Source organism: Caulobacter sp. CCH9-E1, from assembly GCF_001556515.1.
Classification (GTDB): Bacteria; Pseudomonadota; Alphaproteobacteria; order Caulobacterales; family Caulobacteraceae; genus Caulobacter.
Genome location: NZ_LSJA01000039.1, coordinates 1 through 14,062, shown reverse-complemented (window position 1 = coordinate 14,062; position 14,062 = coordinate 1). Strand labels below are relative to the sequence as shown.

General features: G+C 65.1%; 16 protein-coding genes. 8 read left to right on the top strand and 8 right to left on the bottom strand.

Features of this window, described 5'->3' with window-relative positions; all coding sequences use genetic code 11:
* Positions 1-674: 674 nt before the first annotated feature.
* Positions 675-2,612 carry a cytochrome c/FTR1 family iron permease gene (locus AX690_RS02330; RefSeq protein WP_066686111.1) on the top strand — a complete coding sequence of 646 codons (1,938 nt, stop codon included), beginning with the start codon at positions 675-677 and terminating at the stop codon, positions 2,610-2,612.
* 57 nt (positions 2,613-2,669) lie between these two features.
* Here AX690_RS02330 and AX690_RS02325 read toward each other — a convergent pair whose 3' ends face one another.
* The 3 genes from AX690_RS02325 to AX690_RS02315 form a co-directional block, all read right to left on the bottom strand.
* Positions 2,670-3,137: a DUF305 domain-containing protein gene (locus AX690_RS02325; RefSeq protein ID WP_066686107.1), complete on the bottom strand. Its 468-nt coding sequence runs from the start codon at positions 3,135-3,137 to the stop codon at positions 2,670-2,672.
* Between the two features lie 253 nt (positions 3,138-3,390).
* Complete coding sequence (locus AX690_RS02320) at positions 3,391-3,882, bottom strand: isoprenylcysteine carboxyl methyltransferase family protein (protein WP_066686105.1); 492 nt, start codon at positions 3,880-3,882, stop codon at positions 3,391-3,393.
* Positions 3,879-4,880: a type III polyketide synthase gene (locus AX690_RS02315; protein ID WP_197426754.1), complete on the bottom strand. Its 1,002-nt coding sequence runs from the start codon at positions 4,878-4,880 to the stop codon at positions 3,879-3,881. Before AX690_RS02315 ends, AX690_RS02320 begins: the two co-directional genes overlap by 4 nt.
* A 318-nt stretch (positions 4,881-5,198) precedes the next feature.
* Here AX690_RS02315 and AX690_RS02310 point away from each other — a divergent pair, with 318 nt between their 5' ends.
* A complete protein-coding gene (locus AX690_RS02310) occupies positions 5,199-7,298 on the top strand; it encodes a TonB-dependent receptor (protein ID WP_082769455.1) in 2,100 nt (699 codons plus the stop codon).
* Positions 7,299-7,356: 58 nt separating this feature from the next.
* Positions 7,357-7,818, top strand: coding sequence for a nuclear transport factor 2 family protein (locus tag AX690_RS02305; RefSeq protein ID WP_066686101.1), 462 nt, complete (start codon positions 7,357-7,359; stop codon positions 7,816-7,818).
* Positions 7,819-8,072: 254 nt separating this feature from the next.
* On the opposite strand, the gene AX690_RS22640 is transcribed toward AX690_RS02305, so the two are convergent.
* Complete coding sequence (locus AX690_RS22640; RefSeq protein WP_156449536.1) at positions 8,073-8,234, bottom strand: hypothetical protein; 162 nt, start codon at positions 8,232-8,234, stop codon at positions 8,073-8,075.
* 666 nt (positions 8,235-8,900) lie between these two features.
* Between AX690_RS22640 and AX690_RS23165 the strand changes: the two genes are divergently transcribed.
* From AX690_RS23165 to AX690_RS24170, 3 genes are all read left to right on the top strand, one after another.
* The gene (locus AX690_RS23165) at positions 8,901-9,116 is read left to right on the top strand and encodes a copper-binding protein (RefSeq protein WP_068875187.1); all 216 of its coding nucleotides are present in this window, start codon (positions 8,901-8,903) and stop codon (positions 9,114-9,116) included.
* A gap of 120 nt (positions 9,117-9,236) precedes the next feature.
* The gene (locus AX690_RS24175) at positions 9,237-9,512 is read left to right on the top strand and encodes a sigma factor (protein ID WP_308238045.1); all 276 of its coding nucleotides are present in this window, start codon (positions 9,237-9,239) and stop codon (positions 9,510-9,512) included.
* Positions 9,513-9,524: 12 nt separating this feature from the next.
* Complete coding sequence (locus AX690_RS24170; RefSeq protein ID WP_369798162.1) at positions 9,525-9,824, top strand: RNA polymerase sigma factor; 300 nt, start codon at positions 9,525-9,527, stop codon at positions 9,822-9,824.
* Here the strand turns inward: AX690_RS24170 and AX690_RS02290 are convergent.
* Positions 9,817-11,076: a type II restriction endonuclease gene (locus tag AX690_RS02290; protein ID WP_066686095.1), complete on the bottom strand. Its 1,260-nt coding sequence runs from the start codon at positions 11,074-11,076 to the stop codon at positions 9,817-9,819. The two genes, AX690_RS24170 and AX690_RS02290, sit on opposite strands and share 8 nt — an antisense overlap.
* A gap of 111 nt (positions 11,077-11,187) precedes the next feature.
* Between AX690_RS02290 and AX690_RS02285 the strand changes: the two genes are divergently transcribed.
* Together AX690_RS02285 and flgC are read left to right on the top strand one after the other, a co-directional pair.
* Positions 11,188-11,667, top strand: coding sequence for a nuclear transport factor 2 family protein (locus AX690_RS02285; RefSeq protein WP_197426753.1), 480 nt, complete (start codon positions 11,188-11,190; stop codon positions 11,665-11,667).
* A gap of 202 nt (positions 11,668-11,869) precedes the next feature.
* Positions 11,870-12,289: a flagellar basal body rod protein FlgC gene (flgC, locus tag AX690_RS02280; protein WP_066686091.1), complete on the top strand. Its 420-nt coding sequence runs from the start codon at positions 11,870-11,872 to the stop codon at positions 12,287-12,289.
* A 145-nt stretch (positions 12,290-12,434) separates the two neighbouring features.
* On the opposite strand, the gene AX690_RS02275 is transcribed toward flgC, so the two are convergent.
* From AX690_RS02275 to AX690_RS02265, 3 genes are all read right to left on the bottom strand, one after another.
* The gene (locus AX690_RS02275; RefSeq protein ID WP_066686090.1) at positions 12,435-12,818 is read right to left on the bottom strand and encodes a response regulator; all 384 of its coding nucleotides are present in this window, start codon (positions 12,816-12,818) and stop codon (positions 12,435-12,437) included.
* 42 nt (positions 12,819-12,860) lie between these two features.
* The gene (locus tag AX690_RS02270; protein ID WP_066686089.1) at positions 12,861-13,121 is read right to left on the bottom strand and encodes a hypothetical protein; all 261 of its coding nucleotides are present in this window, start codon (positions 13,119-13,121) and stop codon (positions 12,861-12,863) included.
* Between the two features lie 119 nt (positions 13,122-13,240).
* On the bottom strand, positions 13,241-13,675 hold the full coding sequence (locus AX690_RS02265; protein WP_066686088.1) for a hypothetical protein: 435 nt from the start codon (positions 13,673-13,675) through the stop codon (positions 13,241-13,243).
* Between the last annotated feature and the right edge of the window lie 387 nt (positions 13,676-14,062).

Sequence of the window (14,062 nt, the reverse complement as noted above, 5' to 3'; positions counted from 1 at the left end):
GTTCTTGGTTCGTACTTTTAGCCGAGGTTTAGCGCACAAACCTTGAGGTGAGGCCTCATAGCGGTAAGCACGAGCGAATGGAGGATACCAGGACACCCCGCCGCCGGCGAAGCGCACGTCGAAGGCGCCGAGGCGTCGTGACCAGCCGGCTCACATGTTCGGACTGGACTGAGCTACGTGCTCGCGCGCCTGCCGGCGCGCTCGAACAAGCTTTTCGGCGGATCGCCCGTGCGCCGGCCGGCCGGGCGGGCGGTCGCTGCGCTAGCTGAGGGCTGCGCGCCTGCCCTTCGGCCGGCCTCTAGTCGGCGAACTCAGCGACATCTCTAACCGGCGTAGACATTTTGATTGTAGCCGCAAAGTGCAACTGTCAGTGCCGCGCGATAAGAGACACCCGCCTGCGCTCAAGCTTGTGGAAGGTGACGCGATAGATGCCGGCCAGGCCATCAGGATGGCCGTGTGATGACTGAACTGGCGCCTTGGATCGCGGCTTCCGACCGGTCGGTGTTCGTGGCGACCGGGCCGATGTTATGCAGCGCCGAAGGATCCGATGGCTGGGCCGCAAGAACCTTTCGGCTGCGTTTTTCCCAGCTCGCGGGAGCGCTCTTGATTCTCAAGCGACTTGAGCATGTATCTTGTTGTTGAGATTTATTCTCATGAATCCCCAGGACACTTCGATGTTGGCGCTCGCACGCCTCCTTCTTGCAGTTGCCTTTGTCGGAACCGCCCAACTACCCGACACCGTCATGGCACAGAACGCGCCCCCTTCGGCGGAGGTCGCTTGGCGCCTCTTGGACTATATCGCCGTGGATTACCCGGGCGCAGTCTCCAAGGGCAGCATCATCAGCGAGGCCGAGTATGCGGAGATGCGGGAATTCTCCGCCTCCGTACGCAGCCGTATTGTGACCCTGCCGGCCAGTCCCGCTAAGCCGCAGCTCCTTGCGGAGGCAAACGCGCTCGTTGCATCGGTCGATCAACGGGCCGAGCCTGCGGACGTGGCGCGACGAGCCCGGACCCTCGCGACGGATCTCCTGAAGGCCTACCCCGTGCCGCTCGCGCCGCAGGAGGCGCCAGACCTCACAAAGGGCGCGGCCCTGTACGCCGAGCAGTGCGCGTCCTGCCATGGCGCCGCCGGTAGGGGTGACGGCCCGAACGCGAAAGAGCTTGAGCCGCCGCCAATCGCCTTCACCGACGTGGCGCGCGCAAAGGAGCGGAGTCTCTTCGGCCTCTACCAGGTGATCGGACAGGGGCTCGACGGCACGGCCATGGCGAGCTTCGCCCACCTCCCGTCTGAAGACCGCTGGGCCGTCGCCTACTATGTGGGGAGCTTTGCCTACTCGCGAGACGACGAGCGCGCCGGCGAGCAGGCTTGGCGCGCCGAGCCGCAGTTGCCAGCCGTAGTCCCCGACCTGCAAGTCCTGACCCAGACCACGCCTGCAGCATTGGCCGCTCGCGTGGGCGAGCCGCAGGCCACCCAGCTCATGGCTTATTTGCGCCGCCATCCCGAGGCTGTAGCGCCCAAGTCGAATGGCGGGCTGGACGTCGCGCGCCGCAAACTCGCCGACAGCCTGGCGGCCTACCAGGCGGGCGACCGCAAGCGGGCAGAGGAGCTGTCGCTGTCCGCCTATCTTGACGGATTCGAGCCTGTCGAACCTCTGCTTCGGGTGCGCGACGGCGCCCTGATGGCCAAAGTCGAGGCGACAATGGGCGAGCTCCGGGCGAGCCTTGCCCGCGGCGCGCCGTCGGCCGAAGTGACCGCGCAGGTCGGTGAGCTCAACGCATTGTTCGATAAGGCCGCTGGCGCGCTCGCCCCAGAGCAAGCCAGCGCCGCCTCGAGCTTCCTCGGCGCCTTCACCATTCTGTTGCGCGAAGGAGTCGAGGCGCTTCTGATCGTGATCGCGATGATCGCCTTCCTGCGCAAGACCGAGCGTCAGGATGTGCTGCCCTATGTCCATGGCGGCTGGATCGCCGCACTTGCGGCAGGGGGACTTACCTGGGCGGCGGCGACCTACCTCATCTCGATCAGCGGGGCGAGCCGTGAACTCACCGAGGGCTTCGGCTCGCTGGTCTCCGCGATCGTGCTAATCTCGGTGGGCGTGTGGATGCATGGAAAGGCGCAGGCGGGCGCGTGGCAGGCCTATATTCGCGACAAGCTGTCTTCGGCGCTCTCGAAGCGGTCGGCCTGGTTCCTGTTCCTGCTGGCCTTCGTCGTCGTCTACCGGGAAGTGTTCGAGACCATCCTCTTCTACGCCGCCCTTTGGAGCCAGGGAGGTCAGCTCGCGATGGTGTCAGGGGCGAGCCTGGCGGTCATCTGTCTGGCGGGGATCGCCTGGGCGCTGCTGAGCTATAGCAAGCGCCTGCCCATCGCGCAGTTCTTCTCCTATAGCTCGGTCCTCATCGCCGTGCTGGCCGTGGTGCTCGCAGGGAAAGGCGTGGCGGGACTGCAGGAGGCTGGGATACTGGGCGTGCGCCCCTTCCCCCACCTGCCTCGAATCGAGGTGCTCGGCGTGTTCCCGACCTGGGAAGGGCTCCTGGCTCAGATTCTGACGCTGACCGCGGTCCTGGTCGGCTTCCGGGCGGCGGGCCGGCGGGCCCAGGCCGCGGCGCGGGCCTAGGGACGTTGGCCACCGTGAGGCGGCCGGATCAGAGCAGAAGCAGTCGGAGGCTTCTGGCTAAAGGCGCTTTAGAATGGCCTTCATCTGCGCGATTTCGCGCTTCTGGGACTCCACGATCCCACTAGGGCCGAAGCACAGTTGACGGATCTCAGCGTCCTTGATCGACGCCTGGCCGCACATCAAAATCGCGCCGGAGTGGTGGGGTATCATGGAGCGAACGAACTGTCGGTCGCCGACAAACCCTTGGGCGCGAATTCCTGCCAACGAAAGAACGAATACGGCGGCAAAGACGACGTATAGGCCAACATTGAGTTTGGTGTTGCGATACATCGACTTCATCGTCAGCAGCATCACTGCGGCCATCGGCGCCCACATCACCAGCGCCATGTAGAAGAAGTTGATGTTCTGGACGAACTCTCCCCAGCTCGAGATCATCGCGAACATTGCAATATACATGATGACGAGGCTCAAGGCGAGATTGAGCGCGAGCATCATATAGTGATGCTGTATCATCTGGCGATCCATTGATCCTTCGATCTTATGTTCTGTCCGCACGTCCCTCTCCTATCGCGCTCAATTTCTAGATTGTGGCTTCGCCGTAGATGTGCGGCTACAACGCGGCATTATCGGAAGAGTTCAATCACAAGGCCCAGCTTTAGACTCCACACGCGCACGTGGTGGCAAAGGGATCGTCGGAAGAGTTGCGATCGCAGGCTCTAATCGATCGCGATCGGCTGTACGCCGATGAGGTCGACAACAAGCGGCGATCGTAGGCAGCCTATGTCAGCCTGGCCAGTGCGCGGTTCTCAGCACGTATGCGCACCCAAAGCATGGCGGCGTTCAAGGCGGAGAATATCAGGGCGTAGGTCGGCAAGCCGAAGGCGATCGGCAGCACCGCAATCTCGGCGACAACGACGGCATAGTTCGGGTGGGACAGGACGCGATAGGGTCCGCGCCTCACCAGGGGTGCGCCGGGAAGTACAATGATCCGGGTGGTCCAGCGATCTCCCAGCGTTGCGATGACCCAGATCCGCAACAGTTGCAGGAGCAAGAAGAGGCTCAGCCAAAGCGGCGCGACCGGCCGGTCCCAGGCCATCATCCAAAGACCGATCAGCCAGGCGGCGTGCAAGGAGACCACGATAGGATAGTGACCAGACCCCATCTCGACGCCGCCTCTGGCCAGGAGCCTTGCGGAGTTCCGGCGGGCAAGGAGAAGCTCGGCGATCCGTTGCAGGGTCACGAGGGCCAGGACCGTGACGGACAGGGTCACGCCGCGCGATCCAGGGTGACGGTGCTCGCGGTGAAGCCTGGTCCCAACGCCGTGAGAACCGAGCGCGGCGGCATGCCAGAGCGCCGAACGCGGTCGAGGACGAACAGCGCGGTCGGGGCGGACATATTGCCATGGTCAGCCAAGACCTCGCGTTCTCGATCCAGGCCGCCCTGCGGGATCGACAGCGAAAGCTCCAGCGCCTCGATCACTTTCACGCCGCCGGGATGGCAGATGAACCGGTCTATGTCCTCGACCTCTAGATTCTGGCCGCCCAACATCGACGCCATGGCTGGCCGCAGATTGGTTTTGGCGAATGGCGGGATCGCGCGTGCGAAGATCACCCCGAGGCCCGTCGGCTCGACCCGCCACCCCATGACATCGAGCGTGGCGGGCCAGGTATGCTCGGCGATCCCAGTCACCTGGGCGAAACCGCCCTCCCCGGCCCGGACCACGCAGGCTGCAGCGCCATCGCCGAACAGCGCCGTGGCCACGATGTCGGCCTTGCTGAGGTTGTCCAGCCGGAACGCAAGGGAACAAAGCTCGACGGTGACGAAGAGGACGATGGCGCCTGGAGTCGCCGCCGCGAGTTTGGCGGCCAGAGCAAGACCGGTCGCGCCGCCGGCGCAGCCGAGACCAAAGACCGGCACACGGGCGGCGTCGGGTCGGAATTTCATGCGCTCCATCGCGCGCGCCTCCAGACTGGGCGTCGCGATCCCCGTAGACGACACCGTGACGATGACGTCGACGTCGGGGCCGGCGAGCCCCGCCTCGGCCAGCGCCGCGGAGGCCGCCTGCACGAACAGGTCCGTCGCGCCATCGAGGTAAGCTTCGGTGCGTTCGGGCCAGCCCCGGGGCTCGAAGTACCATTCGATCGGCCGGATCACCTGCCGGGTACGAACGCCGGCCGAGGTGAAGACCGGAGCCATACGCTCGAACTGCGGAAACTTATCGTAAAACAGGTCTCGCGCCGCCTGCTCCACTTGCGCTTGCGCCAGCACGTTAGGCGGGGACGCCGTTGCGAGCGACAAGAGGGCCACGGGAGGCGGCATGAACTGTGGAATCCTGCGCATGACGTCGTCCGACCTCGACGACGGATTAGGCAAACAGATCGCAGCTCGCAGGGTTCCCGAAGTGACCGATGATCGCAGACACCGTCTTCGCAAATCGACGCCGGAGGACTGCGCAAGCAAGCCGTTGCGTAGGCCCAGATTGGAGGGTGGCTCGGCGTTCGAATACTCGGTATGGCAACTTTGTTGTGTGGTTCTGAGGGGGAGAAGCGCGGTTGTACGTATATCCCTTAGATATGGGGAGGTTTCATGCGTTCCAATCGTTTTGCACTTCGCGGCGCGTCCGCGATGTTCACAGTGCTCGCCCTGGCGCCCGCGCCCGGGTTCGCTCAGTCCACCGCTCCTGAAGCTCTGGAAGAGGTGGTCGTCACAGCAGAGAAGCGCGAGACAAATCTGCAGGACACGCCGGTCGCCGTCACGGCGGTCACCGGCGAGACCCTTCGCGCGCTCGGGGTCTCCACCCTCGAGGATCTGCAGGTCTTTACGCCGGGTGTCACCATCACCAACGACTCGATGGCGATCGTGAACATCCGAGGCATCGGCACCTCGGCCTTCGGTGTCGCCACCGACCCGAGTTCGACGGTCCACTACGACGGCGTCTATATTCCGAGGCCGACCACTAGTTACCAGGACATGTTCGACGTGGAGCGCATCGAACTGCTCCGTGGTCCCCAGGGCGTTCTGTTCGGACGCAACTCCGCCGGCGGCACGCTGAACATCACCTCGCGGGCGCCCACGTCTGAGTTGGAAGGGATACTCAGCGCGACGGTAGGCAACTACGATCGACGGACATTCTCCGGCTCCGTGTCCGGGCCGCTTGGCGAGCGCATCCGCGGCCGCCTGACCGTCCTCAAGAACGATCGCGACGGCATCTACGACAATCCGAAGACAGGCGAAAAATACCAGGACATCGACCGTTTCGCCGCGCGCGCCACGCTCGCAATCGACCTCGCCGAAAACTTCGATCTGACGCTGCGCGCCGACTATGGCCGCGACCGCGAGACGGGCTATCCGTCCATTCGCCAAAGCTACCCGGCGGACTTCGCGCGGGCCGGCGCGACCATCCCGCGCGGCGAGGACGAGCTGATCCTCGACACGCGACCGCGCAACAACGTGGAGAACGGCGGCGTCTCGGCGACCGCTACGTACGTGACGGCTCCCGTGACCCTGAAGTCGATCACTGCCTATCGCGGCAGCACGGTCAACCAGGTTCTCGACGTAGATGCGACGGACCTCTTCCTACGCAACATCACCCTCTACGAACGGTCGCGCTCCTTCACGCAGGAGCTGCAGCTTAGCAACAACGAGCCTGAGCGCCTGGAATGGATCGTCGGCGCCTTCTACCTGCGCGAAAAGGCCCGCGACCAGCTGCAGATCCTGGAGCCCGCCCGCACCCTCGGCCTGCCCGAAAGCAACGTCACCAATGCGCTGGCGGCCTACGGCCAGGCCACGTTCCGGCTGACCGATCGGCTCCGGCTCACCGGCGGCGCCCGTTATAGCTACGAGGAAAAGGATTTCGCTTACCGCGTCCTTTCCGGAGGGACCGATGTGGGCGGTGAAGCGGCCAAGGCGTCCTGGCGTGCATGGACCCCGAAAGTCGGGATTCAGTACGACGTCAGTGAAGACGTGATGGCCTACGCCTCCATCACGCGCGGCTTTAAGTCGGGAGGCTTCCAACTTGGGGACGGCCGGCCGTTCCGGCCGGAGTATATCTGGAGCTACGAGGGCGGGGTGAAGTCCATGTTCTGGGACCGCCGTGTCCGGGCGAACCTCAGCGTCTTCTACTACGACTATACCGACCTGCAGGTGGTTGAGTACATCAACGGGGTGGCCACCACCACCAACGCCGGCAAGGCCACCCTGAAGGGCGGCGAGCTGGAGGTCACGGTGAGGCCCGTCCGCGGCCTCGACCTGAACGCGACGGCGGCCTACCTCGACGCTGAGTACGACCGCTTCTTCGACAATGGGGTCAGTCTGGCCGGGAACATCCTGCCGAACGCGCCGCGGTGGAACTTCACAGGGGCCGCACAGTACCGGTGGGAGTTCGTCGACGGGCACAGCCTGACCCTGCGGGGCGACATCGCCTGGCGTGATCGCGTCCAATTCAAGCCGAACAACCTGCGCCAGTTTTCGGGCGAGCCGTACACGCTGCTGAACGCCCGGGCGACCTTTGCAACGGCCGGCGATGTCTGGGAGGTGGCCGTGTTCGGCCGCAATCTTACCGACGAGCGGTACGCGACCTACAAGACCGTCGGAACCGACGCCACCGGAGCCTCGAACCCGGCCCTGCCGCTCGCCGTCTACGGAGAGCCGCGGCAATATGGTGTGCAGCTCGTGCGCCGGTTCTAGGCTTCTTGCCCCCTCCGCCCTCGGCGGAGGGGGATCTTTTGGGTTTCGAGAAAAACAGATGCAACATCACCATTTCGCCGCGTTCGCGATCTTGGCCATCGCCGCTCCGGCTTCGGCGCAGACACAGGCGGCGCAGGCGCCGGCGGCCGAGGTTCGCAACGTCCTCGACGCGTTCACGACCGCCCTGGAGCAACGCGAGGTTAGAGAGTTGGCGCGGCTCTTCACCCCGGACGCCGCCGTCCTCGAAGGCGGGCGTTACGAGGGGCCGATCGGTCAATACCTGAACCATCATCTCGGGCCGGAGCTCGCCGCATTCGACAGTTTCGAGATCAAGAATCGCAAGGTGGACATTCAGGTGCTGGGCGAGGTGGCGTGGGCCCGCGAGGAGCACGGCTACGTCATCCGCGCCAAGGGCCGCCAAGGCGTCATCGAACGGCGCGGGGTGAGCACGGCCGTCCTGGTGCGAAGCGCCGGCGCCTGGCGCATCGCACAGCTTCACCTGTCCTCAAGGGCGCCCTGAGAGCGACCCGAGCGCGCCTCCATGCTGTGGGAGTGAAGCAACGTCCGCTCCCGGATTGATCGGAAAGTGCCGACGGGCGGCGGGAGCCGGCGCTTGTGCGCGTCAAATTCTGCCTGTCCGCGTCGCAGACGCGAAGAACCAGCCTGGATCGTGAGCCTCTGAAGGCGGCGCGGTCACGGTTGCTCGACCCGACCGGGAGTATTGACGCTCGCGCATCACTCCCGGTCAAATCTCAGAGCCCGACGTGGGTCGTGCTAGACCTTGATGTCGAGCGTGCCCGCAGGCTTGCTATTGTGCGAGGTCTCGCCAGTGGCGTGGCTCGTCTCAGGCTTGGCCGGCGGCTGGGTTTGCTGCGGCGCCCGAGCGGCCTGCGCCAGGGCGGCAGAATTCACGGCGCTTGCGGCGGAGACGTTCATCGGAATGTTCCTTCCTCGTTGTGCTCTTGCTGAGCTCAGAAATCGCTAGCGGGAGCGCACTGAAGAAACAGTGAATGGCCCCCACTATTCATGGTGCGCGTCTTGGCAGAAGAGCATGCCTCCACGTGCCCACAAGCAGGTCAGGCACGCCTTCAGGTCCTCGCCAATCTCTAGCGATGCGGCGCTATCACAGCGGGAGCGCGCCGACGTTTCGCGTTTCAGCCCTCGTGGCGTCCATTTACACCAGCCCTTCAGCGGCGACACCATGGTTGGCCCTGCAAGCAGGCAAGTGGTCTGTTGAGGAAGTGGCAGCCCAATCCCTGCCCATCAACGGGGCCGACGGTAAGGTCCGGCGCGCAGTCCGTCACTAGAGACTGCGATTCACCGTGAATGAAATGCCGCGCTAGGCGAGGGGTATCCATCTCGCCGCGCGTAACACCTTCAAGGAGCGAGATTGCGGCCGGGAGCCCTGGGCTGAACGGGCGATCTCTGCGGCAGGAACGGCAAGCGATGAAGCACATCTTTGCGCTGGTCCTGTGCCTCGGCGCCGCTACGGCTGCGAGCGCGCACCCCGGGGCCGGGGACGGACCGTCGACCCCTAGGCCGGCAAGCCGGCCCGCGCCACGTCCGCAGGCGATCTCGCCCCCGGCGGCCCCGCCATTGAAGATGAGTGAGATTCGCGGCGTCGGCCTGGTGCGAGCCATCGATGCAACGGCAGGCAGGATCACAATCGCCTACGACGCCATCGAGCCGCTGAACTGGCCCGCAGGGACGATGGCCTTCGCCGTGGGCAAGAGCGCTCTTCTGAATAGCGCTACGGTAGGGGACAAGGTCCGCTTCAGGTTGGAGAGCCAGCAGATCACCGAACTGACCCGCTTCTGACGCTACGCCTCAGCGTCGCGGCGCAGGGTGACCAAGATCGAGCGACGCAAACAATGGGAGAGATGATCAGGCGGCACGATTCGACGAGACCGTCGTTAGGTCCCTGACCGAAGACACGAGGTGAAGGTGGACGCCGAGGCGTCCGACAGCAGACTCGCCCGATCAGCCGCGGCTGGGGATGATCGGGCCTTCGCCCTGCTCGTTCGTCGCCATAAGGATGGCCTCTACCGGCTGCTCCGCCGCTACACCGGGGACGCCGACGAAGCTTACGAAGCCGTGCACGAAGCCTTCATCGCCGCGTGGAGCGCACTGAAGCGCTACGATTCGGAGCGCCCCTTTGGCGCCTGGCTGCGCACGATCGCGATCAACAAGGCGCGCGACCGTGGCCGCCGATAGGTGGTCCGTCGTGTGATCTTCGGGTCGGGCGGTCTCGAGGATACCGAGGCGCTGAGCGCGCCCGACCCGTCGCCCAGCGCCGAGGCCGGCGTTTTGGTGGACGAGCAAGCGATGCGGCTGGACCGCGCCATCGCGCGGTTGCCGGCGCCCCTGAAGGAGCCGCTTTTGCTCACCGCCTTCGAAGGTCTGAGTCATCACGACGCCGCCCAGATCCTCGGCGTCTCGATCAAGACCATCGAGACGCGCGTCTACCGGGCCCGCAAGCTGCTGGCCGAGCAGCTCGACACCGACATGCGGCCCTCCGCTAGGTAAGCCGGTGGGAGACTTTCTCGAGCGCGGCGACCCCGGACCCGAAACGGGCTATCGCCTCTCGATGCTGCTCCAGGGCGCTATACGGGAGATACCGCACGCTGAGGTCGGCGATCCGGCTGAAGGCCGGTCTGGCGATCTGCGCCCGCACGTCGGCTTCGCGCTTGTCGGGCGCGACGAGGAACAGGCTGTGAAGTCCGCTCGCGTCGCCGCCCAGCGCCAAGTCCAGCATTCGCACGATCCCCGAATAGATCGAAGTCGTGTGCTCCACCTCGAAAGCCGCCACGATGGACCCAACCCTGTCGAGCCAGAGCACATCGATGAGCCGAACGGCCTCGGCGCCGGGCCGACTGTCGAGGACGCTCGGCAGCCGCTCCAGGCAGTGATCGCCCAGGCGACCGGGCCCAAACGGGCGCCCACGATCGTTCTGCGCGATCCATACCTCGTAGCCGAGCGCGCGCGCCAGATCGCGAAGCCAGCCCTGGATTTCCGTGTGGGTCCGCGCGTCAGCCTCGGCGGCCGAGGGTTTGACGGCCTGCGCGCGAACCCTGGCCAGATCCGCCTCCCATTCGGTGCGCGCGGCGGTGTCATTGGTGCGTGGCGGCGGCGCATAGAGCCCCATGCCCAGGTCGAAGCAGAACGCCGCGGCCGCGCCGAGGTCGTTGGACAGCTGGTCGCGGTATTTGCGATTAAAGGCGATCAGGCCCTGCCGCATCGCCAGGTACTCGTCCCAGCGCCCAAGCTTCACGTTGGCGCCAGTCAAGGCGTTGTAGCCGCGCACGATCGCCGTGTTGAACGGCGGCGCGATGGTCGGGTGCAGGAAGTAGAGTATGTTGGCCACCGCTGGGCCCAGACCCTTGATCTTCAGCGCATCGATCCGGTGAATCTCCGCCAGGACGTGCTCTTCAGTGTCGCAACAGACGCAGGCGTCTAACAGTTGGCCGAACGCGCGCTGGTTGCCCGGGTGCTCATAGATGTCAGGGATGCGCAGCTTGGGCTTCCACAGGAAGGCATGGTCCGCCCCTTTGAACACCTGCCGCTGCTCGGCGATCGAATGGACGACGGTCTCCAGAGACGATCCGCGGTAAGCGACGCCGAAGCGCTCGGCCTCGATCTCGGCGGCCACCTGTTGGACGCCGCGCCGGATCGACCGGAAGTTCTTCAGGCGGTCCTCCCAGAGGAACCAGCTCTGATAGGCGCCTGCCGGATCGTTCCGCCACCGGCTCAGCAGTTCACGTGTCAACTCGTCGGACAACTCTATTCCCCCCGCAGGCGCGCATGTTCGCTGCACCGACTTCCAACCACAAGCTCTCCCCCCTGCTGAAAAGGAACATTGATGGTTTATCTCGCCAGACTGACCTCGGTCATGGTCGCGGCCCTGCTCGCCGCTCCGATGACGGCGTCCGCCCATGATCCGGTCCCCGGCCCTTCGCTGATGGCCGCACATCTCAACCCCGCAGCCGCCGAGGCAGCGACTGTCGTCGACGCCTTCCATGCGGCTCTGAAGGCGGGGGACGCTTCAAAGGCCGCGAGTCTGCTTGATGACGCCGTCCTGATCTTTGAGGCCGGCGGCGCGGAGCGCTCAAGATCGGACTACGCGGCCCACCATCTGCCGGCCGACGCGGCCTTCGCCAAGCTGGCTACGGAAACCCTGAACCGTCGCAGCGGCGGCGGCGGCGGAAACTTCGCCTGGATCGCTTCGGAGGGCGCAGTTCGTCCGCAGGCCGAAGGAAAGGCGCAGCCACGGATCACCACGGAAACCATGATCTTGGAGAAGGCGGCCGGCGTCTGGCGGATCGTCCACGTGCACTGGTCATCGCGCGCACTTCCGCCGACGTCTCGCTGAAGCTCCGGAGAGTATCCCACAAGCCGCGTGCGCGAAGCCGGCGAGAAGTACCAAGCCGACAACACTAACGTTCCAGGAATGTCAGTGTTGTCGGCTGGATCCGTTAGATTTCGCCGAACTCCATACCTCCAAGTTACACGGCCTTCACCAAGCGTTAATCACGATACCTGAGCCTCGAGGAGATGATGAGGGATAAACCGTCATGGCGAAGATCGGAACGCAGGGCGACGGCGTCGCCGCCATTGCCGCATCGGCGCTTCGGGCTGAGCAAGCGCGAATGCGGGTCATCGCAGAAAACATGGCCAATTCATCCTCGACGGCGCAAACTCCTGGCGGCGAGCCGTACCGGCGCCAAATCCCTGTGTTCAAGGTCCTGCGGATGGACGGTGGGAATGGGGTTCAGATGGCGGGCGTCAAACCCGATCCCGCGGAATTCTCAAAAGAGTACGACCCTGGTCACCCAGCGGCAGATGCGCGCGGCTACGTCCTGCTACCCAACGTGAACGGTCTGATCGAAGCGCTGGACATGAAGCAGGCGATGCGCGCCTACGAAGCCAACCTTAACGTTCTGGAGAACCAAGACGCGATCGAGAAGAGGACCCTCGACCTGTTGAAGCGATGATGCGGTCTCTGGAGCCTGCGGGGGCCAAGCGCTCAACCAGTATTAGCGCAGCATGTGCAGCGGGAGCGAGGTCAGCTTCTGCGATTGCGCATACGCCACGCGCCCCGGTGGCTCAGGTCGGCCTTGGAAATCATTGCAGGTGCAGTTATGGCCGGCGCGCCAGGAGCACCGCCGACACGCAATCTAGTAGTTGCGCGCTCGTGAACGGCTTGCGAAGCACAGCGTGCGCGCCGAGCATGGTGGCCGTGCGGAGGAGCTGGCCGGCTTCGATGACCCCGAAGCCGCCGCTCATCGCCACGATCCGCGTCAAGGGCCAGCGCCGCCGGACCTCCATGATGACTTCGACGCCGTCCTTGTCTGGCATCAGCAGATCGGTCAGCAGCACGTCCGGCCGTCTCGCCGTCAGGTCGATGGCCCCACGACCCCCGTCGGCTTGCAGGCAGTCATACTCGGCGTCGGCCAAGATCTCTGAGATGAGCTCCCGGCATGCCGGGTCGTCATCCACGACCAGAACGACCTCACGACGCATAAGACTCCGTCACCCCACACAGACACTTGGGTCCTAAAGGGGTTACGCGGGAGGTCGCGCCTCGCCCTCACCCAAATCGCGGCGGAGCTGCAGATCGAAATGCTGGTCGTATCGCCGACGGGCCAGAAGTCTATGGTCGCGATCGAACACGAGGACCTCGGCACACTGCCCCCGGGACGCTGCCAGTTCCTTGGCCTTGGCTTCCGCGCGCCCTCCGGAGAGGAACATGAGCGGCAGGCGGAAGGGTTGTTCAACCGCCCAGCCACCGGGCGCCGGCACGACCGAATAGGTCCAGGTTTCCATCGTCCGGTCCTCCCGTCTATCCGCGCCGAAAGCACCGAAGCTACCCTCAAAGAGCGCCGCCGACGACCATTCTTAGGGGATCGCGCTCAGCGGTGCGGCGGCGAGTTTAAGGATTAGATTTAATGGCTGCGCCCGCCCGCGCCGTGCCCACCGCCGAAGTGGCCACCCCCACCGTGGCCGAAGCTCGAATGGGCCCCGCCGAAGTGGCCGCCACTGTGGTGGCCGCCACTGAAGAAACTGAGGCCGAAGGAGCCGTAGAACGGCCTGGAATAGTAACTCGGCCCCCATGGATCGTAAGCGTAAGACGAATAGCGCGGGCGCGGCGGCGGACCCGCGCCGGTGGCGACCGGTACGACACAGACGGCCTCCACCGGCAGGGCCGGGTCGGCGGATGGAGTCAAGGCCGGCGTCGCCGCGATCGCGCCCGGGCTCCCGCACGGGACGACGTAGTAGACGAAGGGCGGCTGCGTGGGACCGATGGGTTGTGCGACGCCGATGGGCGGCGCGGCCAGTCCGGCTGTCGCCATCACAGTTGCACAGGTGATTCTGATCATGGGGGGCGCTCCTCTGCGCCAAGCAAGCTGACCAGATTGACCCGCCAGGTGTCGTGGGCATGGGAGCCGGATGAATTCCATTTCATCATGGCGTCGGCGAAGCCGTCCATGAACATGAAATCGAGTTCACGCCGGCCCCACGCGCCTGAAAGTTCTTGGCGGCATCCTCGTCGGTGGCGGCGCGGTGACGCCGAGCGGTCCACCTGCCCCCCGTGGACGCGCTCGAGGCGCCGGCCAAGCCCGCCAGCTGCCGGTCGACCCCGCCGGCAGCTGGCGGCGATCGCCGAAACTGACATCCCCCTGGATCGGATGCCGAGGACCCTTCAGACTCTGCCCATGAAGCTTCTCCTGATCGAGGATGACCGCGCGACGGCCAGCTATGTCCAG